21 protein-coding genes are annotated in these 20,879 nt (G+C 72.6%); 11 read left to right on the top strand and 10 right to left on the bottom strand.

All coding sequences use genetic code 11. From position 1 onward, the window contains the following. Positions 1-43: 43 nt before the first annotated feature. The gene (locus DEJ16_RS09815) at positions 44-1,033 is read left to right on the top strand and encodes an alpha/beta hydrolase (RefSeq protein WP_110824802.1); all 990 of its coding nucleotides are present in this window, start codon (positions 44-46) and stop codon (positions 1,031-1,033) included. 10 nt (positions 1,034-1,043) lie between these two features. Here DEJ16_RS09815 and bla read toward each other — a convergent pair whose 3' ends face one another. The 4 genes from bla to DEJ16_RS09795 are packed head-to-tail and all read right to left on the bottom strand — an operon-like array spanning position 1,044 to position 4,376. After that, positions 1,044-2,021, bottom strand: coding sequence for a class A beta-lactamase (bla, locus tag DEJ16_RS09810; RefSeq protein ID WP_258365905.1), 978 nt, complete (start codon positions 2,019-2,021; stop codon positions 1,044-1,046). Then, on the bottom strand, positions 2,018-2,815 hold the full coding sequence (locus DEJ16_RS09805) for an SDR family NAD(P)-dependent oxidoreductase (protein ID WP_110824803.1): 798 nt from the start codon (positions 2,813-2,815) through the stop codon (positions 2,018-2,020). The genes bla and DEJ16_RS09805 overlap by 4 nt, the downstream gene beginning before the upstream one ends. 47 nt (positions 2,816-2,862) lie before the next feature. Next, a complete protein-coding gene (locus DEJ16_RS09800) occupies positions 2,863-3,774 on the bottom strand; it encodes an NmrA family NAD(P)-binding protein (RefSeq protein WP_110824804.1) in 912 nt (303 codons plus the stop codon). 11 nt (positions 3,775-3,785) lie between these two features. Further along, a complete protein-coding gene (locus DEJ16_RS09795) occupies positions 3,786-4,376 on the bottom strand; it encodes a MarR family winged helix-turn-helix transcriptional regulator (RefSeq protein WP_110824805.1) in 591 nt (196 codons plus the stop codon). A gap of 269 nt (positions 4,377-4,645) precedes the next feature. Between DEJ16_RS09795 and DEJ16_RS09790 the strand changes: the two genes are divergently transcribed. From DEJ16_RS09790 to DEJ16_RS09770, 5 genes are all read left to right on the top strand, one after another. Continuing rightward, positions 4,646-4,942 (top strand): hypothetical protein, encoded by a 297-nt coding sequence (locus tag DEJ16_RS09790; protein WP_110824806.1) that lies wholly within the window; start codon positions 4,646-4,648, stop codon positions 4,940-4,942. Positions 4,943-5,018: 76 nt separating this feature from the next. Further along, entirely contained in the window at positions 5,019-5,654 is a 636-nt protein-coding gene (locus DEJ16_RS09785) for a TetR/AcrR family transcriptional regulator (protein ID WP_181419551.1), read from the top strand. An 87-nt stretch (positions 5,655-5,741) separates the two neighbouring features. Further along, positions 5,742-8,507, top strand: coding sequence for an MMPL family transporter (locus tag DEJ16_RS09780; RefSeq protein ID WP_110824808.1), 2,766 nt, complete (start codon positions 5,742-5,744; stop codon positions 8,505-8,507). A gap of 121 nt (positions 8,508-8,628) precedes the next feature. Next, entirely contained in the window at positions 8,629-9,072 is a 444-nt protein-coding gene (locus DEJ16_RS09775) for a MarR family winged helix-turn-helix transcriptional regulator (protein ID WP_110824866.1), read from the top strand. A gap of 61 nt (positions 9,073-9,133) precedes the next feature. Further along, positions 9,134-9,346: a hypothetical protein gene (locus DEJ16_RS09770; protein ID WP_110824809.1), complete on the top strand. Its 213-nt coding sequence runs from the start codon at positions 9,134-9,136 to the stop codon at positions 9,344-9,346. Between the two features lie 56 nt (positions 9,347-9,402). Here the strand turns inward: DEJ16_RS09770 and DEJ16_RS09765 are convergent, their stop codons facing one another. Further along, positions 9,403-10,992, bottom strand: coding sequence for a hypothetical protein (locus DEJ16_RS09765; protein WP_146232860.1), 1,590 nt, complete (start codon positions 10,990-10,992; stop codon positions 9,403-9,405). 68 nt (positions 10,993-11,060) lie between these two features. Here DEJ16_RS09765 and DEJ16_RS09760 point away from each other — a divergent pair, with 68 nt between their 5' ends. Beyond that, entirely contained in the window at positions 11,061-12,155 is a 1,095-nt protein-coding gene (locus DEJ16_RS09760; RefSeq protein WP_110824811.1) for an alkene reductase, read from the top strand. On the opposite strand, the gene DEJ16_RS09755 is transcribed toward DEJ16_RS09760, so the two are convergent. The 4 genes from DEJ16_RS09755 to uraD are packed head-to-tail and all read right to left on the bottom strand — an operon-like array spanning position 12,116 to position 14,661. Beyond that, positions 12,116-12,823, bottom strand: a complete 708-nt coding sequence (locus tag DEJ16_RS09755) for an NTP transferase domain-containing protein (protein ID WP_258365904.1) — start codon at positions 12,821-12,823, stop codon at positions 12,116-12,118. The two genes, DEJ16_RS09760 and DEJ16_RS09755, sit on opposite strands and share 40 nt — an antisense overlap. Positions 12,824-12,839: 16 nt before the next feature. Then, complete coding sequence (gene pucL / locus DEJ16_RS09750; RefSeq protein ID WP_110824812.1) at positions 12,840-13,811, bottom strand: factor-independent urate hydroxylase; 972 nt, start codon at positions 13,809-13,811, stop codon at positions 12,840-12,842. 8 nt (positions 13,812-13,819) lie between these two features. Further along, the gene (uraH, locus tag DEJ16_RS09745) at positions 13,820-14,146 is read right to left on the bottom strand and encodes a hydroxyisourate hydrolase (RefSeq protein WP_110824813.1); all 327 of its coding nucleotides are present in this window, start codon (positions 14,144-14,146) and stop codon (positions 13,820-13,822) included. Further along, positions 14,143-14,661, bottom strand: a complete 519-nt coding sequence (gene uraD / locus DEJ16_RS09740) for a 2-oxo-4-hydroxy-4-carboxy-5-ureidoimidazoline decarboxylase (protein ID WP_110824814.1) — start codon at positions 14,659-14,661, stop codon at positions 14,143-14,145. The genes uraH and uraD overlap by 4 nt, the downstream gene beginning before the upstream one ends. 216 nt (positions 14,662-14,877) lie before the next feature. Here uraD and DEJ16_RS09735 point away from each other — a divergent pair, with 216 nt between their 5' ends. From DEJ16_RS09735 to DEJ16_RS09720, 4 genes are all read left to right on the top strand, one after another. Next, positions 14,878-15,702, top strand: a complete 825-nt coding sequence (locus DEJ16_RS09735; RefSeq protein ID WP_110824815.1) for a xanthine dehydrogenase family protein subunit M — start codon at positions 14,878-14,880, stop codon at positions 15,700-15,702. Continuing rightward, complete coding sequence (locus DEJ16_RS09730; RefSeq protein WP_110824816.1) at positions 15,699-18,509, top strand: molybdopterin cofactor-binding domain-containing protein; 2,811 nt, start codon at positions 15,699-15,701, stop codon at positions 18,507-18,509. The genes DEJ16_RS09735 and DEJ16_RS09730 overlap by 4 nt, the downstream gene beginning before the upstream one ends. Further along, positions 18,509-19,498: an XdhC family protein gene (locus DEJ16_RS09725; RefSeq protein WP_110824817.1), complete on the top strand. Its 990-nt coding sequence runs from the start codon at positions 18,509-18,511 to the stop codon at positions 19,496-19,498. Before DEJ16_RS09730 ends, DEJ16_RS09725 begins: the two co-directional genes overlap by 1 nt. Positions 19,499-19,614: 116 nt before the next feature. Next, the gene (locus DEJ16_RS09720; protein WP_146232859.1) at positions 19,615-19,959 is read left to right on the top strand and encodes a hypothetical protein; all 345 of its coding nucleotides are present in this window, start codon (positions 19,615-19,617) and stop codon (positions 19,957-19,959) included. A gap of 45 nt (positions 19,960-20,004) precedes the next feature. Here DEJ16_RS09720 and DEJ16_RS09715 read toward each other — a convergent pair whose 3' ends face one another. Then, a complete protein-coding gene (locus DEJ16_RS09715; RefSeq protein WP_110824819.1) occupies positions 20,005-20,574 on the bottom strand; it encodes a manganese efflux pump MntP family protein in 570 nt (189 codons plus the stop codon). Positions 20,575-20,879: the final 305 nt, after the last annotated feature.

Here is a 20,879-nt window from a genome sequence, read left to right as displayed (position 1 = left end):
CTCCCGTCCGTCGTCGCGCAGCGTCGTGCGGTAGGAACGAGGCATGACCGACGCGGGGTGGCACGAGGACGTCCTCGGCCCGCCGTACGAGCGACTCGAGCTCCCGCTCGGCGAGGACGCCGAAGGCCCGGTCGTCGCCACCCTGGTCCGTCGACGGCGGACGATGACCGACCGGCTCCGACCCCGTGCCGGTCCGCTGCACGACGTCGACGTCCTGTACGTGCACGGGTGGTCGGACTACTTCTTCCAGACCGAGCTCGCCGAGCGCGTCGAGCGGCTCGGCGCCCGCTTCCACGCCCTGGACCTGCGGAAGTACGGGCGGAGTCTGCGGCCGCACCAGACGCCCGGGCACGTGGGCGACCTGGCCACCTACGACGAGGACATCGCCGCCGCGCTCGACGCGATCCGGGCAGAGCACCCCGGGCAGCGCCGGCGGCTCGTGCCGATGGGCCACTCCACGGGCGGGCTCACGCTGGCGCTCTGGGCAGCGCGGCACCCGGCGCTCGTCGAGGGACTCGTGCTGAACAGCCCGTGGCTCGAGTTCCAGGCCGACGCGATCGGGCGGGCGGTCGTCGCGCCCGTCATCAAGCTGGGTGCGAAGCGGAACCCCCTCGCGCCGATGCCGGCGGTCGACCCCGGCTTCTACACACGCACGGTGTCGAGCTCCGCGGAGGGGTCGTGGACGTACGACCAACGGTGGCGACCCGAACGCGGCTTCCCGCTGCACCCGGGCTGGCTCGCCGCGGTGTTCGCCGGGCAGGAGCGGGTCGCGCACGGGCTCGGCCTCACGGTCCCGGTGCTCGTCATGCTCAGCGACAAGAGCATGCTGCAGCCGCGGTGGAACGAGGGCATGTCCCACGCCGACGTGGCCCTCAACGTCGACGCCGTCGCGAGACGCGCACTGTCACTCGGCGACGAGGTGACGGTCCGCCGACTGCACGGCGCGCTGCACGACGTCGTGCTCTCGGCGGCGCCGGTGCGCGAGCGCGCCTACGACGCCGTCGAGCGGTGGTCGGCGGTGCTCCCCCGCTGACCGACGGGGATCAGCCCCGCAGGGCGGTGCGGGTGGCAGCGGCGACGAGCGCGTCATCCGGTTCGGCGTCCGCGGTGTCGTGGCCCGTCATCACGACGAGCACGATCGGGTCACGCCCGGGCGGTGTCACGATCCCGACGTCGTTCCGCACGCCGTACGACCCGGTGCCGGTCTTGTCCGCGACCGTCCAGCCCTCGGGCACGCCCGCGCGGATCGTCCCCGCACCCGTCGTCGTCCCGCGCATCAGGTCGACGAGCAACGCGCGGTCGTCGGGGTCGAGGGCGCCGCCCAGCAGGACCGTGCGGAGATCGGCGGCGAACTGGGCCGGGGTGGTCGTGTCCCGCTCGTCACCGGGCACGGCCTCGTTCAGGTCCGGTTCCACGCGGTCGACCCGGGTCACGTCGTCCCCGATGCCGCGGAGCCACCGCTGCACGGCAGCCGGCCCGCCGACCCTGGCCACGAGCAGGTTCGCCGCCGTGTTGTCACTCGAGCGCACCATCGCCGCGAGCAGTGCGCGCACCGTCATGCCCGAGCCGACGTGCTGACCGGTGACCGGCGCGTACGAGAGCACGTCGCCCTGGCCGATCGGCACGACGGCGTCGAGGTCGTCCGGTGCGGCGGCGTCGAGCACGGTCGCGGCGATGAACACCTTCGCCGCCGAGGCGAACGCGAACCGCTCGTCCGCCCGGTGCGCGACACCGACCCCGCTGCCGGTGTCGATCGCGACGACGCCGAGCCGGGCGTCGTGCTCGGTCTCGAGTGCCGCGAAGGCCCGCTCGGCGGCCGCGTCCGTCGTCGGTGCCGGAATCCTTGCCGGAGTCGACGTCGGCGTCGGCGTCGACTGTCCGGAGGTCGCGGCGGCCATCCCGGACGGGCTGTGCGTCGCATCGGACGCAGCTGCGTCCTGGCACCCGGCGAGGCCGAGCGACAGGGCCACCACCGCGGCGAGCGCTGCCACCGGGGTGTGCCCGCCCCGTCGCCCGGTCACGGCAGGATCGCGTCGACGTACCCGCCGTCCGCGCGGAGCGCCCCGCCCGTCGTGGCGGACGCCAGCGGCGACGCGAGGTAGGTCACCATGTGGGCGACCTCCTCCGGTTCGAGCAGGCGCTCGACGAGGGACTGCGGCCGGTGCTCCCGCATGAACGTGCGCTGTGCCTGGTCCCAGGGCAGGTCGGTGCCGACCAGCTCGGCGACGAAGTCCTCGACGCCGGCGGTGTGGGTCGGTCCGGCGATCACGGTGTTGACGGTGACGCCCGTGCCCTTGACCGCCTTGGCGAACCCCCGCGTCACCGCCAGGAGCGCCGTCTTCGTCATGCCGTAGTGGATCATCTCGGCCGGGGTGACGACGGCGGAGTCGCTCGCGATGGACACCACGCGCCCGTACCCGTGCTCGGTCATCGCGGGCAGGTAGGAGCGGATCAGGCGGATCGCGGAGAGGACGTTCACCTCGAAGTAGTGGCGCCATTCGTCGTCGGTGATCGCGAACGGGTCGCGGCTGCCGAAGATCCCGAGGTTGTTGACGAGCACGTCGACGTGCGGGTGCGCGTCGAGCACCGCGGCCGCGCCGTCCGCCGTGGACAGGTCGGCGGCGACACCGTCGACCTGCGCCCCGTGGACGGCATCGCGGACGGCACCGATCGCCCGCTGCACCCCGTCCGAACCGCGTCCGTTCACGACCACCGACGCCCCGGCGCGGGCCAGGTCCACGGCGATCGCGAGTCCGATGCCCTGCGTGGAGCCGGTCACCAGGGCGGTCCGCCCGGTCAGGTCGATCTGCGTCATGGCCGCCACGCTAACGGTCCTCCGTCCGGGGCGTCACGGCCCCTCCGTCACCGGGTCGCGTCCGGCTCGAGGTGTGCTCGGAGCACGTCGCGGACGGTCGTCCAGGTGTGCGGACCGTAGCGGTCGTCGTCGACGTGCCGCAGCTGCGCCTCCCCGCTGAACATGCTCACGAAGTACTGCATCCCCTGCCAGGCCGGGAACGTCTCGTCCGGGTTCCCCGACAGCCGCTTCCCGACCGCGCTCATCGCGGAGAGCGTCCCGGTCGTGCCGGCCCACTGCAGGCGGAAGGCGGTGCCGGTCAACTCGCTCATGATGTGCGCGACGTCCCGTGCCGAGATGTGGTCGCCCGCCGTCTCGACGACGCGCGGGGCGTCGTCGTCCAACGCGGTGAGGGCCACCACGCGGGCGACGTCGTCCTTCGTGGTGAAGTCGAGGACCTGGTCGGCGGAGGACCAGAACAGGACGCGGCGCCGCCCGAACAGGATCATCGGCGCCTGGCCGGTGAGCAGGTCCGTGAACATGCCGGTGAGGATCGACGTCGCGCGGACGGGCGCGGCGTCGACCTCGGCGGCGAACTCGCGTCGGAGTTCGAAGTTGCGGTTCGTGCCGGGCGTGATGCGTCGGTAGTCGGCCGAGTAGTCCGACGGGATGAAGCGCGGCACGCCGGCCGCGACGGTCGCCGCGAGCAGGGCGCGCTGCGCGTCCACGATCACGGGACGGGTCCCGCTGACGGCCGAGACGACGACGTCGACCCCTGCCACGGCCTCGGTGAGGGCCGCGTGGTCCGTGTACGCCGCGGCGACCACGTCGACGCGCGGGTCGGCGCCGAAGAGGTCGGTGGCGGTCCCGCTCCCGGGGCGGGTGAGGACCCGGACGCGGACGTCGCGCTCCACGAGTTCGCGGACGATGCGCTGGCCGAGGTCGCCGGTGGCGCCGGCGACGAGGACGGTACTGGTCATGGGGAGTGGCCTCACTGTGGGGTGGTCGACGAGGTCGACGAGGTGGTGGTCTGCGTGCGCCGCCGGGATCGCTCCGGGACGGCGAGGGGGTGCTCGAACGCGGGGTCGTCCCCGCGCACTCCTGCTGTCCCTGCCCCGGCGGAGAGCGCGACGCGGGCCAGGAGCCGACGCATCGTGGTCTGTTCGTCCGGCTCGAGATGGCGCATGAGGACCTCCTCGGCAGCTCTGAGGGTCCGGCGGGTGCGGCTGAGCAGGGCGCGCCCGGCGTCGGTCGGGTGCACCTGACGGACACGGCGGTCGGTCGGGTCCGGTCGGCGTTCGACGAACCCGGCGGCCTCGAGCGCGTCGATGACGTAGGTCATCTGGGTCTTGTCGATGCCGAGTCGGTTCGCGAGCAGGAGCTGTGAGGAGGCCTCTTCCGTCGTGGTCGCCACGAGCACCTGGTAGCCGCGGGGACCGCCGGGGACGTCCGCGACCGCCACGCTCCCGAGCCGGACGTACTCCTGGAGGACGAGGGGGACGGCCCAACCGAGCTCGGTCTCGATGCCCTGCGCGTCCCAGTCGATCTCAGGGAGGTCACCTGCCGTCACTCGATCGTCCATGCTGCAGACGATACAACACCGAGACTGTCTTCGAGAGAGATCATCTCGGGGCACTTCGCCCTGCTCGAGCAGCCGGAACTGCTCGTCGCCGACATCCGCGCGACGTTCCGTCAGCTCCGCTGACACCACCCGCACCGGCAGCGCCGCACACCCGGCTCCGCGTCCACGGGACACGGCGGTGATCCGGTGTGCGATGCGGCCGGACGCGTCGTATCCTCTCCGCACAGCCACGCAACGGAGCGTGACGGGACACCGGAGAGGTTCGGGCCATGACTGCTGTCGACGATGCACGCACCACTGCAGACACCACCCCATCGATCGCGATCGACCGGGACGGCGGCAAGCTGTCCTGTCCCCGGTGCGCACGTCCGCTCCGCGTCGCCCGGAACCAGTACTACGGCGTCGGGCTCGCCGTCCACGAGTGGCTGCACGTCTGCCCCAACTGCCCCTGGTTCGCGTTCGCACCGTCCAGCACCGTGGAGGCGGTCGTCGCCGGCGACCGCCGCCTCCCCCGCTGGGTGGCACTGCTGCAGCGACACGGACGGCACCGGCGCGCATCGCGCTGAGTCGACCGGGGGACGTTCCTGAGGATCGGCCCGGCGAAGATGCACCGAGTGCATCGATGCACCTAGTGTCGACGTCGTGACCCGCTCGCCCGATCGCCGTGCTGCCCTCAAGGAACGGCACCGCGAGGCGATCCTCGGCGCTGCCCGCGAGCTCATCGAAGACCGCGGCGGCGAGTTCAGCGTCGACGAACTCGCGGCACGCGCCGACGTCGCCCGGCGCACCGTCTTCAACCACTTCCCCTCGCTCGACGAGGTACGCCTGGCCGTGTGCGAGGAGGCACTGTCCGTCATCATCGACCGGTTCCTGGCCGAGATCGCCAGCACGCCGGTCGGGGACGGCTCACGGTCGGCGATGTTCGACGAGCTCGAGTCGGCCGCCCGCGGCACCGACCTGCCGAGCGCCATCGTCCGCCTGCACCGGATCCTCGGCGAGCCGGAGGGCGACGACCCGAAGGCCACCGCCCTGACGCAGACCGCCTTCGCGCGCGTCACGGGACGCCTCCGCAGCGAGGTCGCCCGTCGCCATCCCGCAGCTGATGCCCTGGACACCGCCCTGCTGGTGGACTCGTTGATGAGCGGCATCGTCGTGATCGCCGACCACTGGCTCACGACCACCGGACCGCGGCTCGACGACGACGCCCGGGCCGCCTGGGACGCACTGCTCGGGCGGCTCGTGCACAGCGTCCGCAGCGGCTACCTCCCCGAATCCTGACCTTCTCCACCGACCACTCCCCCGGGGTCCACCGGCGCACCCCACTCCGACCAACAACCCTCCACCACGAAAGGAACGGCGCCCAGCATGGCCGGTCTCCTCTACCGCCTCGGTCGCTTCGCGGCCCGCCGACACTGGACGGTGATCATCGCCTGGATCGTGCTCATGGCGATCGCCGGTGTCACCTTCAGCCTGTTCTCGGGCACGATCTCCTCCGCGATCTCGATCCCCGGCACGAAGACCAGCCAGGTGCAGGACGAACTCGCCGACAAGTTCCCGAGTGCGAACGGCGGCAACGGGACGATCGTCTTCCAGACGAAGGACGGCGGGGCCTTCACGAGCGCCCAGCGGGACGACGTGCAGGCGTTCCTGACGGACCTCGAGGACCTGCCGGGCGTCAAGGGCACGACCGACGGTTTCGCGACGCAGCAGCGACTCGACGACCAGCGGCAGAAGATCGTCGACGGGCGCAAGGAGATCAGCGACGGGCGGAAGGAGCTCGAAGACGGTCAGGCGCAGCTCGACGCCCAGAAGGAGCAGCTGGAGTCCGGCAAGCAGCAGATCGCGGACGCCCAGGCCCAGCTCGACGCGCAGAAGGCCCAGGCGGAGGCCCAGGCCAGCGCCGCCGGTGCCGCCGCGGCTGCGAGCCCCGCCGCCCAGGCGCAGGCACTGGCCGGCCAGCAGCAGCTCGAGCAGGCGCAGGCGCAGATCGACGCCCAGCAGCAGCAGCTCACCGCGGGCGAGCAGCAGCTCGCCGACGCGCAGAAGACCATCGACCAGAACACGCAGAAGCTCGAGGACAGCGAGCGTGACCTCGAACAGGGTTCCGACCTGCTCGACCTGTCGAAGGACATCCGCTTCGTCTCGTCGGACGACTCCGCGGCCATCGGCACGGTGCAGTTCGCGAAGTCGACGTACGAGGTCCCGCAGACCACGAAGCAGGAGATCTCCGACCGCGCCGAGGCGGCGACGATCAGCGGCGTCGACGTGTACGTGTCCAACGACATCGCGCAGGGCGTGCCCTCGATCCTCGGACCGGGCGAGATCATCGGCGTCGTCATCGCGGCGCTCGTGCTGTTCCTCATGCTCCGCACCGTCATCGGTGCCGCGATCCCGCTCCTCAGCGCGGTGCTCGGCGTCGGCGTCGCCACCCTCGCGTCGCTCTCGTTCTCGGACCTCGTCGAGTTCATCTCGGTCACGCCGGTCCTGGGGGTGATGCTCGGCCTGGCCGTCGGCATCGACTACTCGCTGTTCATCCTCAACCGGCACCGGACGCAGCTGAAGCAGGGCATGGGCGTGCACGAGTCCATCGGGCTCGCGAACGGCACCTCGGGCAACGCCGTGGTCTTCGCCGGCACGACGGTCATCGTCGCGCTCCTGGCGTTGAACATCACGGGCATCCCGTTCCTCGGCCTGATGGGCACCGTCGGGGCGGTGGCGGTCCTGTTCGCCATCCTCATCGCGACCTCGTTCACGCCGGCACTGCTGTCGCTGCTCGGCCTCCGGATCCTGCGGAAGAAGGAGCGCCAGCAGATCGGCAACACCGGGTCCGTCCGGGTGCCGAACAAGCCGATGTCGACCTGGCGCGCGGTCATCACCCTCGTCGCGGGCGTCGCCGTCCTCGGCACGATCGCCCTCCCCGCCACGCAGATGCGACTCGGGCTGCCCTCCGGGTCGTCCGAGGCGGTCGAGTCCAGCCAGTACAAGGCGTACAAGACGCTCGAGCAGGAGTTCGGCGCCGGTCAGAACGGACCGCTGCTCGTCGTCGCGACACTGCCGCAGGCGGTCAGCGAGGACGACGTCACCGCGACCGAGGTCACGATCGGCCAGGCGCTCGCGGAGAACGACGACGTCGACGCCGTGCTCCCGATCGGCGCGTCGAAGGACCGCACGATCATCGCCTTCCAGGTGAAGCCGAACGGCGGCCCGGACAGCGTCTCGACCGAGGAGCTCGTCAAGGACCTCCGCGCCCAGAGCGTCTCGACCGACGACGGACGGGTGGAGCTCGGTGTCGCGGGCAACGCCAGTGCGAACATCGACGTGTCCGAGAAGCTCGCGAACGTGCTGCCGCTCTACCTGGCGGTCGTGGTCGGCCTGTCGCTGATCATCCTCATCATCGTGTTCCGGTCGTTCCTGGTGCCGATCACGGCGACGGCGGGGTTCATCTTGTCCGTGCTCGCCTCGTTCGGTGGCCTGACCGCGATCTACCAGTTCGGCTGGCTCGGCAGCGTGTTCGGCGTGCACGACCCGGCACCGATCCTGAGCTTCCTGCCCATCATCGAGATCGGCATCCTGTTCGGGCTCGCGATGGACTACCAGCTCTTCCTGGTCTCCGGCATGCGTGAGGCGTACGCCCACGGGGCCAGCGCGAAGGTCGCGGTGCAGCGCGGGCTGCACGCCGGCCGCGCGGTGGTCACGGCGGCCGCGATCATCATGATCTCGGTGTTCGCGGGCTTCATCTTCTCGGAGTCCTCGACCATCAAGCCGATCGGGTTCGGTCTGGCGTTCGGTGTCCTGCTCGACGCATTCGTCGTCCGCATGCTGCTCATCCCGGCCGTTATGCACCTGCTCGGTCGGAGCGCCTGGTGGATCCCGAAGTGGCTCGACCGGATCCTGCCGGACGTGGACGTGGAGGGCGCGAAGCTCGAGCGCATGCAGCCGGCCACCGGGCACCGCTCCGTCGCGGACGGCAGCACCCCGGCCGCCACGGGACAGGCCGACGCCGGACAGGCAGCGACGGACCCCGTCGGCGACGCGCAGTCCGGCGGCGGCCACCACGGGTCGCACGCCGCTCCGGCGGAGCCGGACGCGCCGACGCACGGTTCGGGACACCCGCCGGCGCACCGCGCGTAGGCAGCAGCGCCACCGCCTGGAGGCCCGGTGCCGGTCCACGAGACCGGCACCGGGCCTCCTGTGCGTCCGGTCGCAGCCACCGCTCATGCAACTCTTCGTGTACGAAGGGTACGGTGGCTGCATGGCGCACACCGCGACGGACCCGCTCTCCCTCGACCGGCAGCTCTGCTTCGCCCTCGCGGCCACGAGCCGGAGCGTCGTCGGGCTCTACCGCGAGCTGCTCGAACCGATGGGCCTCACCCACCCGCAGTACCTCGTGATGCTCGCCCTGTGGGAGCGTGACCCGCGCTCGGTGCGGGAGATCGCGAACGACCTCCGTCTGGAGTCCGCGACCTTGAGCCCGCTCCTGAAGCGGCTGGAAGCGTCGGGCTACGTCCGTCGTGGCCGGAGCACCGAGGACGAACGACAGCTCGCGGTGTCGCTGACGACCGCGGGGCGCGCACTCCGTGACCGCGCCGAAGCAGTCCCCGTCGCCGTGGCGGCGCGGCTCGGGTGGCCCGTCGCGCGGCTCGAAGCACTCAAGGACGAGTTGACGGCGCTCCTCGACGTCGTCGACCACGCCTGACCGCGTCCGACGAGCGGACCGCGAGTACACTGATGATCAGGGCACGAACGGAAAGGGCGTCGTGGGACGTTTCGCACAGTGGTACCAGCGGTGGAACACGACCCTCATCGACAAGATGGGGCCGTCGCAGATCGGTGCCGGGCACCCGGAGGGCATCGACGACCGCACCATCGACCGCGGATGCCCGATCTGCCACCAGCCGCTGTCCCTGCACACCGTGATCCGCCCCGAGGGTCAGGTCCGCTCGTCCACCCTGGTGTGCCCGCGCCCCTGACGGGTCCCGACCCGTCGGTCTGCCGGGACGGTGACCGAACGTCCGTGTGATGCGGCTCAGTCGGAGCTGATCCGTCGGAACTCGATCACGATGCCGCCGCGGAACCGAGTGCGGTCATCGCCCCGGAAGTGCCGCTCGTGGAGCTCCTCCGTGACGCCGCGGAGCGACGCACCGCTCGAACCCACGTACCAGACGACGTCGTGGTCGCCGACGGCGGCCACGGCCTCTTCTGGGTCGCGGGCTACAGGCCAGAGTGCGTCGGAGGGCTGTTCCGACCCACCGAACGTCAGGTCGTCGACGCCCCGCAGCGCCTCCGGGTAGTCGACCCCGAGTTGGAAACCCGTGCGGCCCAGCTCGCCGTAGACCAGCGCGCTCCGGTCCGCGGGACGCCGCCCGGCAGAGATCGTCTCGGCGACGGTCTTCCAGTCCTGGGTCGTCGGCGTGCCCCACCGGACGAGGACCCAGGCCTGCGCACCTCCGGCCACCAGCACCAGAGCCAGCGCGCAGACCGCCACACGGCCGAGCCATGACGGCCTCGGTACAGCCTGCGCACCCGCCCGGGGCACACGGTCGAGCGGATCGCCGAGCACCGTGTCGATCCCCACGGCCATCAGGAGCGCGAAGGCCGGCACGCAGAAGACGAGGTACCGGGCGGAGAAAGCGGGGGAACCAGCGGCGCTCACGAGCAGCAAGCCGACCGGCGGCACGGCCCACCAGAGCGCGACCGACCAGAACCCCTCGCGATGTCGACGGAACAGTCGAGCGCCTCCGACCGCGGCGAGCACCCACCCGACGCTCGCCGTCACGGATGCGCCGACCGCGGACCGTTCGACGAGGCCGACCGAGAACGACTCGTCCCGCCACAGCGTGGTCAGCACACCCGTCACGTCCGGCGCCCGCAGCCAGGAGACCTGTGCGCTCTGGTGCGAAGCGGCGAGGGCGAACGGCAGGGTGGCGACGGCGAGCACGACGAACGCCGTCGCGACAGGGGCGAGGCGGGCGACCGGTGGACGACCCCGCGCACCGAGGACCAGCACCGCGACGACCGCGTGCGCGACCACGACGAAGACGAACCACAGCTGGAGGGCGATGGCGAGCGCCGCGACGACGACGTAGGCAGCGGACGGCAGCCAGATCCGGCCGAGGCCGGCAGTAGTGTCCCGCACCCGGTCGAGGACGACCACGAGGACGGTGGAGGCCGCGACCGCGGCCAGGACCTGACACATGCCGGACCGGCCGTTGGTGGCCCCGAAGGCGGTGGCGGGGAGCACGAGCAGGACCGCACCGCTCAGCACGCCGACGCGGACGCTCACCAGGCGCGCCCCGAGCGGCACCATCAGCGCGGCCGCTGCGGCAGCCGCCACCGCGGACGGCAACCGGATGGTGAACGCCGACGAGCCGACCACGTCGAACCACAGGTGCATCAGTGCGTAGTACGCGGCGTGGACGAGGTCGACGTGCCGGACGAGCTCGCCGAGCTGTGCGAAGGAACGCCCGGCTCCGATGACGGTCGCTGACTCGTCGTACCAGAGCGTCCGTTGGTCGACGGCGACCGCGTGGAGCACGACCCCGATGACGAACAGCACGACGGCGGAGGTCCACACCGTCCTCGACGGCACGGGAACACGTGCCGCGGGACTGGTCATCGCGAGGACTCTACCCGACGCCACCCGCCCGGGAATGGCGGGGCGTCGTCGCTCGTTGCAGCATCATCGTGAAGCTCTTCGAACCCGCCGCCCTCGGCGCCCTCCGACTCAGCAACCGCATCGTCATGGCACCGCTCACGCGCACCCGCGCCGGTGAGCACGGCGTCCCGAACGACCTGCTCGTCGAGCACTACGCGCAGCGCGCGAGCCTCGGCATGATCGTCACCGAGGGCACCTGGCCCGTCCAGGAGGGCCGCTCGTACCCCGGGCAGCCCGGCATCGAGACCGAGGAGCAGATCGCCGGCTGGCGCCGCGTGGCCGACGCCGTGCACGAGCGCGGCGGCACCATCGTCATGCAGCTCATGCACGGCGGCCGCGTCTCGCACCCCGCGATCTCGCAGACCCCGCGCATCGTCGGCCCGAGCGCCGTCGCAGCCCCCGGTCAGACGCACCTGGCCGACGGCTCGAAGGCCGACATGCCGGTCCCCCACGAGCTCACCACCGACGAGGTCGCCGAGGCCGTCCAGGGCTTCGTGCAGGCCGCCCGCAACGCCGTCGCCGCCGGCATCGACGGCGTCGAGGTGCACGGAGCGAACGGCTACCTGGTGCACGAGTTCATGTCGACCCACTCGAACACCCGGACCGACCAGTACGGCGGCTCGCCGGAGAACCGCGCGCGCTTCGCAGTGGAGGTCACCACGGCAGTCGCCGAGGCCATCGGCGCCGACCGCACCGGCATCCGCCTGTCGCCGGCGCACGGCATCCAGGGTGTCGTCGAGGACGACGCCGACGACGTGCGCGCCGTCTACAGCGCGATCGCCGAGGGGCTCGCACCGCTCGGCCTCGCCTTCATCGACGTCCTGCACGCCGACCCCGCCGGTGACCTGGTGCAGCACATCCGTCGGACCGCCGGTGCGCCGTTCGTCGTCAACTCCGGCTTCAGCGCGATGACCACCCGCGACGAGGCGGTCATGGTCGTCGACGAGGACATCGCCGACGCCATCGCCGTCGGCCGCCCGGCCATCGCGAACCCGGACCTCGCCGAGCGCTGGGAACAGGACGCCGAGCTCAACGAGCCGCGGCCGGAGCTCTTCTACGGTCAGGGCGCCGAGGGCTACACCGACTACCCGACCCTCGCCGAGGTGCGCGCGTCGGTCGCGTAGTCGTCACCTGCGCAGACGGGAGGCCCGGTACCGGTGGTACCGGGCCTCCCGTCGTCCGTGCCACGCCCGGCTGACCGGCGGCCGGGTCCCGGCCGGTCGTGGTCGTGGCCGTCCCACAGGTCGCCGCACTCGACCCGCTCGGCGCCGGCGGACCGCAGGTAGCGGCCAGCTCCGAGGTCCCCGTGGAGCACCGCCGCCAGCGGCCCCCAGTGCACCCGCCCCACGAGGACGGGGTGCCCCGGGCGTCCGTCGTGCACGGCTCGGCGTAGGGCCCTACGACGATCACCCGGCGCGTCGAGCACACGCCGGACCGCCGCGACCGGCAGGTCCGGCAGGTCGACGAGGGACACGACCACCGCGGCGGCCCCGTCGCCCTCCCTGACGACGGCGAGCCCGGCCGCGAGCGACGCCCCCATCCCCTCCGCCCACGCGGAGGCGACCACCGTGCGGACCGACGGCCGGTCCGGGACCAGCGGACGGGCCTCCCGGGCGGATGCCCCGAGCACGACGACGACCGCGTCGCACCCGCCGGCGAGCAGCGTGTCGACCGCCGTGGTGACCCACGGTCGCCCGCCGGCGTCGCGGACCAGCGCCTTCGGCATGCCCATGCGGGTGCCCGCCCCGGCCGCCAGCAGGAGGCCCGTGGTGCCCCCGGCGCGGTCGCTCACCGGGGAACTGCCCCGGTCACACGAACCCGGGCAGCGCTGTCCACGCAGCGGGCGCCTCGGCCACGCCGTCCCGGACGACCGAGCCGGAGATGAGGCCGTACGGGCGGTCGGCGGCGAAGAAGACCTCGCCCGGGTTGTCGAGCCCGAACGGCGCGAGGTCGACGAGGAAGTGGTGCTTGTTCGGCATCGAGAAGCGCACCTCGGCGATCTCGGGGAACGCCTCGATCGCCGCCCGGCCCATCGCGAAGAGCGTCTGCTGCAGCGCGAGGGAGTGCAGTTCCGCGAAGGTCGCGAGCATGGTCTCGAGCACGCCGGCGTACACGGCGTCGTGGTTGATGCCCGCGGCGACCGCGTCCGGCAGGTACCGCCAGCGGGCGGTCACCGAGGTCGCGAGGATCCGGTCGTCGGTCTCGGCCAGGGTGGTGTAGCCGTCCCGCGGGAAACCGTGGAACTCGCTGCCGGTGGACTTGAGCACCGTCAGGTCCGTCACGCCGGCGATGACGTGCACGTCGTCGCCGTCGACCTGGACGACCGCGGTCCGGGTGCCGGCTCCGGCGCGGACGAAGGCGTGGTCGTGCTCGCGCCCTGCGACGGTGATGCGTTCCCACGTGTGCTGCTCGGCGGAGAGCGTCGCACCGTCGTACCAGTCGAAGGCCGTGGTGAAGTGTCGGGCGAGCCGGAGCAGGAACTCCTCGGGACTGTGCACGCCGTGCTCGCGGGCGAAGGCGTACACGGTGTTCTTCTGCGTGTCGGTCGCGACGACCTTCGCGTTGTCGCCGTCCGTGTAGGAGTCGGCGAGCGCCGCGCCGCGCAGCTGCGTGGTGACGGTGAGGTCCTCGATCTCGTGCCGGTCGGTGTCGCGGGTGACCCGGACCAGGCGGACCTCGGCCTTCCCGTACTGGTTCGCGCCGAGGTGCACGGTCGTCGGGACGGACGTGCTGGTGGTGGTGCCGGTCGTGGTGGTGCCGGTCGTGGTGGTGTCGGTCATGGTCGGGGTCAGCTCCCTTGGTAGGTGGAGTGGGCGAACGGACTGAGCAGCAGGGGGACGTGCAGGTGCCCGGCGTCGTCCGGCACCGTGAGCACGACGACCACGCGGGGGTGGAACGCCGGCAGGCCGAGTCCGGCCCAGTACGCGCCGGTGGCGAACGTCAGCGTCCACTCCCCCGGTGGCAGGCGGTCCGGGCCGAGCGCGGCGATGCGGCCGTCCGGGTCGGTGGTGCCGGACGCGACGAGCACCCCGTCGGCGTCGACGAGCGTGACGGCGATGCCCGCGGCCGGTCGACCGTGCGTGGTGTCGAGCACGTGGGTGGTGAGGTGGCTCATGCGACGCTCCTGGCGAGTCGGAGGAGGGCGATCTCCCGCAGCTGGTCGGCGACCTCGGTGCGTTCGGTGTCGTCGTCGTTGCCGAGTCGTCGGCGGAGTTCGGCGAGGACCTGGTCCGCGGTCCGCCCGGCGGCCCGGACCAGGAACACCCGGTCGAACCGCGCTTCGTAGTCCGCGTTCCCCTGCCGGAGCGCCGCGGCGGTGGCCGCGTCGGCACCGGCGGACGCAGCCTGCTCGAGCCGGGAGGCCGTTGCCGCCGCCCCGTCACCGACGGGACGGTCACCGATGCGCGGGTGCTCGGCGAGCGCGGCCTCGACCTCGGCGTCGGTCCACGTGCGTGCGAGCCGGTCGGCGGCCGCGGTGAGGGCGCCGACGGTCCCGAACGGACGACCGGCGAGCACGGCCTCGACCCACCGGGGCACGGCGGCCCAGGACGTCACGAGTGCACGGGCCTCGGCGTCGTCGAGTCGGTCGAACACGTGGACGACGACGGGGGTGGACAGCGGAACGGTCATGTCCCGGAGGATGGCACCCCCGTGTTTCGGGCAGGGGTCGAGCAGGTCACGGCTCCCGCGCGGCGACCGCCACCGGCTGTTGCTTCCCCGAAACGGTGCTGAAACACCGGTTCCCTACGGTTGCCGACATGGCATGGAACCGGGGCATGATCGCGCACGGCCGACGAGTCGGTGCGCTGACCGTCCCCCGTCGCCCTGCCCTGATCGGACCTGTCCATGGACCTCGTCTCCGTCCGCACCGTGCGGACACCGTCGCACCGCGACGACCTCGCGTTCTCCCCCGGTGACCGCCCGCTCGGTGGCGGCACGTGGCTGTTCTCGGAGGAACAGCCCGGCCTGACCGGCCTCGTCGACCTGACGACGCTCGGCTGGCCCGACGTCGAACGGGTGCCCGGCAGCCTGACCGTCGCCGCGACCTGCACGATCGCGTCACTGCTGCGCGTGCGGCCCGATGTGTCGTGGCGCGCATGGCCGCTCGTCGAGCAGTGCGCGAACGCCCTGCTCGCGTCGTTCAAGGTCTGGAACGCCGCGACCGTCGGCGGGAACGTGGCCGTGGGACTGCCCGCGGGTGCGATGACGGCGCTGCTCGTCACGCTCGACGCCACCGCGGTCATCTGGACGCCCGACGGCGGGGAGCGGCGGGTGCCCGTCGAGCGGCTCGTCCTCGGCGTGCGCACGCTCGACCTGCGCCACGACGAGGTCATCCGGTCCTTCGAGGTCCCGGAGGCGGCTCTCCGAGCGACGACCGGGTACCGGCGCGTGTCGCTCAGCCCGTACGGCCGGTCGGGGTCCCTCGTCACCGCACGGTGGTCCGCGCAGGAGTTCGTGCTCGTGGTCACGGCGGCCACCCCGCGCCCGATCGTGTTCCGGTTCGCCGGGGTCCCGACGGCCGACGGGCTCGACGACGCACTCACGGCCGCGCTCGGGTCCGACGACCACTGGTACGACGACCCGCACGGGTCCCCCGCCTGGCGCCGCGCGGTCAGCACCCGCTCCGCACACGAGCTCCGCGACGAAGCCGCAGCGGGAGGGACCCGATGAGGATCGAGGTCGACGGCACCCCGATGGAGGTCGCACCGCAGCCCGGTCAGGTCCTCCGGACGCTCCTCCGGCAGCACGGCGTGACATCGGTGAAGAAGGGGTGCGACGCCGGCGACTGCGGTGCCTGCTCGGTGCTCGTCGACGGGGTGCCCGTGCACTCCTGCATCACGCCCGCACACCGGATGGAGGGCCGGACGGTGACGACGGCAGCGGGCCTCGGCACCCCGGAGCACCCGCACCCGGTGCAGCGCGCGTTCGCGGAGGCTCCGGGGTTCCAGTGCGGGTTCTGCACAGCCGGGTTCGTCGTCACCGCGTCCACGCTCACCGACGACGACCACGCCGACCGGCACCGGAAGCTCAAGGGCAACCTCTGCCGCTGCACCGGGTACCGGGCGATCGAGGACGCGCTCGACGGTGTCGTGAACACCGCGTGCGCGACCCCCGGCGCAGCGGTCGGCACGTCCGTCGTCGCGCCGGCGGCGATGCGCGTCGTCACCGGGCAGGAGGAGTACACGCTCGACGTCCCCGACACCCCCGCGGTCCGGGCCACCGAGGCCCTGCTGCACCTCGCCGTCCTCGGCAGCCCGCACCCGCACGCCCGTATCACCGCGATCGACACCACCGCGGCCGAGGCGCTCCCCGGGGTGCACGCGGTGTTGACGTACCGGGACGACCCCGGCGTCCTGTTCTCCACCGGACGGCACGAGTCGCGACTCGACGACCCGGACGACACCCGGGTCCTCGACCGCGTGCTGCGGTTCCGCGGACAACGGGTCGCCGCGGTCGTGGCCGACAGCGTCCGGACCGCCGAGCTGGCGTGTGCGCTCCTCCGCGTCGACTACCAGGTCCTGCCGAGCGTGCACGACCCGGACGCCGCACGCCGACCGGGCGCACCCCTCCTGCACGGCGACAAGACGTCGGCCGAGCACCGGATCGCCGAGCCGACGCGCAACGTCGTGGCGAGCCTCCACGGCGAGACGGCCGACGTCGGAGCGGCCCTCGCGGTCGCCGCCGCGACCGTCGACGGCACCTGGAGCACCGGCCGGGTCTCGCACGCCGCCCTCGAGACGCACGCCACCCGCGGGTGGGTGGACCCGGACGGGAGGCTCGTGCTCCGGACCGCCACGCAGGTCCCGTTCCTGGTGCGGGACGAGATCGCCCGCGTCTTCGCGCTCGACCCGGCCCGGGTGCGCGTCGTCGCGAAGCGGGTCGGCGGGGGGTTCGGCGGCAAACAGGAGATGCTCACCGAGGACCTCGTCACGCTCGCCGTGCTGCGCACGGGCCGGACCGTGCAGTACGAGTTCAGCCGACGCGACGAGTTCACGATCGCGCCGACGCGGCACCCCATGCGCGTCCGGGTCCGCCTCGGCGCCGACACCGACGGCAGGTTGACCGCGATGCACGTCGACCAGACGATGGACACGGGGGCGTACGGCAACCACGGCATCGGCGTCATGTTCCACTCGGTCAGCGAGTCCGTCGCGGTGTACCGGTGCCCGGCCAAGCGGGTGGACGCGGAGTCGGTGTACACGAACAACCTGCCATCGGGGGCGTTCCGCGGGTACGGCCTCGGGCAGGTGGTGTTCGCGATCGAGTCCGCGATGGACGAGCTGGCGCGGGAGCTCGGCATCGACCCGCTCGAGCTCCGCCGGCGGAACGTCGTCGTGCCCGGTGACCCGCTCGTCGTGACCGATCCGCACGAGGAGACCGACCTGCGGTGGGAGGGCAGCTACGGGCTCGACCAGTGCCTCGACCTCGTGGAACAGGCCCTGGCCGGGCCCCTGCCCGAGGTGCCGCGGACGGACGGGCCGGTCCTGACGGGTCCCGGGCCCGACGGCTCCCCGGACTGGGCGTTCGGCACCGGCGTCGCGCTCGCGGCCATCGCGACCATGCCGCCGCGGGGACACCACGCGCACACCTCGGTCGAGCTGCTGCCGGGCGGCCGCTACCGGATCGGCGTCGGCACGGCCGAGTTCGGCAACGGCACGACGACCGTGCACACGCAGCTCGTCGCCGCCGCGCTCGGCACCACCCCGGACCGCGTCGAGGTGCACCAGTCCGACACCGACGCCGCACGGTACGACACCGGTGCGTTCGGCTCCGCAGGCGTCGTCGTCGCCGGACGTGCCCTGTACGCGGCCGCGCAGGCACTGCGCGACGACATGACCGCCCGGGCACTCGTGGTCGTGGCAGCCCGGACCCCACGGACCGCATCGGGGGTGCTCGGGCCCGCGGTCGTCGTGGAGCCCGGGGGTGTGCGGGTCGGCGACGAACTCGTCGGGCACGCGGAACTCCTCGTCGACGGTCCGCTCGTCGCGCACGGCACCCACGACGGCACACCGCGGTCACTCGCGTTCACCGTGCACGGGGCCCGGGTCGCCGTGCACCGCCCCACCGGTGAGGTCCGGGTCCTGCAGAGCGTCCAGGCGGTGGACGCCGGCACGGTGCTCAACCCGGAACAGCTCCGGGGGCAGGTCGAGGGCGGTGCCGCGCAGGCGGTTGGCTCGACCCTGTACGAGGAGGTCGTGCTCGACGACACCGGACGGGTCACCACCGACGCCTTCCGGTCCTACCGGGTGCCGAAGATGTCCGACGTGCCACGCACCGAGGTGCTGTTCGCCGACACACACGACCCGCTCGGTCCCCTCGGGGCGAAGTCCATGAGCGAAGCCCCCTACAACCCCGTCGCCCCGGCCGTCGCGAACGCCGTGCGGGACGCGATCGGCGTGCGGCCGTACCGTCTCCCGATGACCCGGGACCGGGTGTGGGCGCTGCTCGCCGACCCGGCCGACGCCGGAGGTGCGTGATGTTCGAACTGGCGCCGCGCCTCCTGGCCGTCCTCGACGCCGGCGACCCCGTCGTCGTCGCGACCGCCGTCGACGTGCAGGGCAGCTCACCGAGCGGGACCGGCACCTCGATGGCGGTGCTGCCCGGTGGCGAGGTCGTCGGGACGATCTCCGGCGGGTGCGTCGAGGGGTCCCTGTACCTGACGGCGGAGGAGGTCCTGACGACCGGTGTCGCCGTGCTCGAGCGCTTCGGGTTCGAGGACCCGTCCGACCCCGCTGCCGACTGGGCGCCGGGGCTGCGGTGCGGCGGGCGGGTCGAGGTCCTCGTCCACCGCGTCCTGCCGAGCGACGCCGTCGTGCTCGACGCGCTCCGTGCCGCCGCCGCCGGGACGCCGACGTCGCTCACGGTGTCCCTGGAGCCCGCGTCGCTCGGCGCGGTCGTGCGTCCGGCGGACGGGTGCCGGACGCGGGTCTTCACCGAGTACGCCGGGGGCCGCGCCCGCTGCATCGTCGTCGGCGCCGTCGAGTTCGCCGTCGCCGTGACGAACACCGCGGCCATGCTCGGCTACGCGGTCACCGTCGTCGACCCGCGGCCGGTGTTCCTCACCGACCAGCGGTTCCCGGCGGCGCAGCAGCGGATCGTGGGGTGGCCGCCCCGGGTGCTGGCCGACACCGCGATCGGGCCGGACACCGTCGTGGTGCTGCTGTCCCACGACGACCGGTTCGACGCCGAGGTGCTCGACCTCGCCCTCCGCCGCGGTGCCGGGTACGTCGGGGCGATGGGGTCCCGCGCGACGCACGAGCGGCGCCTGGCGGTGCTGCACGACCTCGGGACGCCCGACACCGCGCGGCTGCGTTCCCCGATCGGGCTCGACATCGGAGCGGAGACACCGGCGGAGATGGCACTGGCGATCATGGCCGAGGTGGTGGCCGTGCGCCGGGGCGCTCCGGGCGGTCCGCTCGTCGGCGGGAGCGGGGCGCTCCACCGGCGGACGGCCCAGACCCGGTGACCAGCTGCGCCGGGTCACTCCCCGCCGGTACCCCGACGGCGCGGAGCATCGGCGATGTCGCTCCGTCGACCAGTGAGGGCGTCGGCCGCCGAGAGATGGCTCGCTAGGCTCCAGCTGTGTCCATGACAACCGGCCCGATCGGCGCTCGGGGAACCGCGCTGGTCGTCGCGACCGTCCTGACGTCGGTGTCCGCCGGAGCGTTCCTGGTGCTCTGGGCAGCTCTCTGGCTGCCGGTGCTGCTGCGCGGCGCGGACACGGCGCTCTTCCTGTGGCCGCTCGTCGTGGTCCTGGCCGTCGGACCGTGGTGCGGCTCGGTGGCAGCGCTGGTCCTCGCTGCCGTCGCACTCGGCGGGAGACGGGCGCCGACCGCAGCGACCGCCGTGCTGCTCGCCAGCGCACTGCTCGTCGTGGTCGCACCGGTGGCACTGTGGTTCGGCGCACCGACGCCGCTGGGTGTCTGAGCGTCCTCCTCCGCTCTCGGCACCGTCCGCCCGTGGGGACACGGCTCAGCCGAGGACGCCGGTGTGCTCCAGCACGATCTGCACGCCGATGAGGATGAGCACCACGCCCCCGGCGATCTCCGCCGGCTTGCCGAAGCGTGCACCGACCCGGCGGCCGACCACCACGCCGACGTAGCTCAGCACCGCGGTCGTGACCCCGATGAGCAGCACCGCCCACCCGATCGACACGGGCAGGAACGCCAGCGTGATGCCGACCGCGAGCGCGTCGATGCTCGTGGCGACGGCGAGGACGAGCAGTTCCCGGACGCTCAGCCGGTCCGTGTCCTCGTCGGTGTCCTCGTGCCCGTGGAAGGCCTCCCACAGCATCTTCCCGCCGACGAGCGCGAGCAGGCCGAAGGCGACCCAGTGGTCGACGTCGGCGATGGCGCTGGCGAAGGTGGTGCCGAGCAGCCACCCGAGCAGCGGCATGAGCGCCTGGAAAGCACCGAACACGAGTGCGATGACGACGGCCTGGCGCGCGGAGAACCGCTTCATGTGCAGGCCCTTGCCGAGCGCGACGGCGAAGGCGTCGGCGGAGACGCCGATCGCGATCAGGAACAGGGCCCAGAACGACATGGGGTCGTGCCTCTCGAGACGGACGGAGGAGACACCGTCGTCTCGGAACCCGACGATCCTGCCACGTCGATCACCGCCCCGAGGACGAGAAATACCTGATCAGGGAGATTCGTCCCGCCGAATCTCCCCGTTGGGCGCCCCGCCTGCATCGGCCTGTCCAACGTGGCGCACCGGCTGGATGTAACAGGACGGTAACGACGGGAAACCCACCCAAACCATGTCGGGACCGGTGCCGAATCACTGTCACAAGCCGGGAACGGCCCGCAAGCGCTCACCAGCCGCACATCGCTGGTTCTCCACCCCTT

Origin of the sequence: Curtobacterium sp. MCJR17_055 (genome assembly GCF_003224335.1) — a bacterium.
Taxonomy (GTDB): domain Bacteria; phylum Actinomycetota; class Actinomycetes; order Actinomycetales; family Microbacteriaceae; genus Curtobacterium.
This window is presented reverse-complemented; position numbering and strand designations above follow the sequence as displayed.

Bases quoted from the DNA above. Each gene is read 5' to 3' on its own strand.
- uraH (WP_110824813.1), bottom strand. From the start codon at position 14,146: ATGAGCCACCTCACCACCCACGTGCTCGACACCACGCACGGTCGACCG.
- uraD (WP_110824814.1), bottom strand. From the start codon at position 14,661: ATGACCGTTCCGCTGTCCACCCCCGTCGTCGTCCACGTGTTCGACCGA.
- DEJ16_RS09815 (WP_110824802.1), top strand. From the start codon at position 44: ATGACCGACGCGGGGTGGCACGAGGACGTCCTCGGCCCGCCGTACGAG.
- DEJ16_RS09805 (WP_110824803.1), bottom strand. From the start codon at position 2,815: ATGACGCAGATCGACCTGACCGGGCGGACCGCCCTGGTGACCGGCTCC.
- DEJ16_RS09780 (WP_110824808.1), top strand. From the start codon at position 5,742: ATGGCCGGTCTCCTCTACCGCCTCGGTCGCTTCGCGGCCCGCCGACAC.
- DEJ16_RS09790 (WP_110824806.1), top strand. From the start codon at position 4,646: ATGACTGCTGTCGACGATGCACGCACCACTGCAGACACCACCCCATCG.
- DEJ16_RS09775 (WP_110824866.1), top strand. From the start codon at position 8,629: ATGGCGCACACCGCGACGGACCCGCTCTCCCTCGACCGGCAGCTCTGC.
- DEJ16_RS09800 (WP_110824804.1), bottom strand. From the start codon at position 3,774: ATGACCAGTACCGTCCTCGTCGCCGGCGCCACCGGCGACCTCGGCCAG.
- pucL (WP_110824812.1), bottom strand. From the start codon at position 13,811: ATGACCGACACCACCACGACCGGCACCACCACGACCGGCACCACCACC.
- DEJ16_RS09730 (WP_110824816.1), top strand. From the start codon at position 15,699: ATGAGGATCGAGGTCGACGGCACCCCGATGGAGGTCGCACCGCAGCCC.
- DEJ16_RS09795 (WP_110824805.1), bottom strand. From the start codon at position 4,376: ATGGACGATCGAGTGACGGCAGGTGACCTCCCTGAGATCGACTGGGAC.
- DEJ16_RS09735 (WP_110824815.1), top strand. From the start codon at position 14,878: ATGGACCTCGTCTCCGTCCGCACCGTGCGGACACCGTCGCACCGCGAC.
- DEJ16_RS09715 (WP_110824819.1), bottom strand. From the start codon at position 20,574: ATGTCGTTCTGGGCCCTGTTCCTGATCGCGATCGGCGTCTCCGCCGAC.
- DEJ16_RS09765 (WP_146232860.1), bottom strand. From the start codon at position 10,992: ATGACCAGTCCCGCGGCACGTGTTCCCGTGCCGTCGAGGACGGTGTGG.
- DEJ16_RS09725 (WP_110824817.1), top strand. From the start codon at position 18,509: ATGTTCGAACTGGCGCCGCGCCTCCTGGCCGTCCTCGACGCCGGCGAC.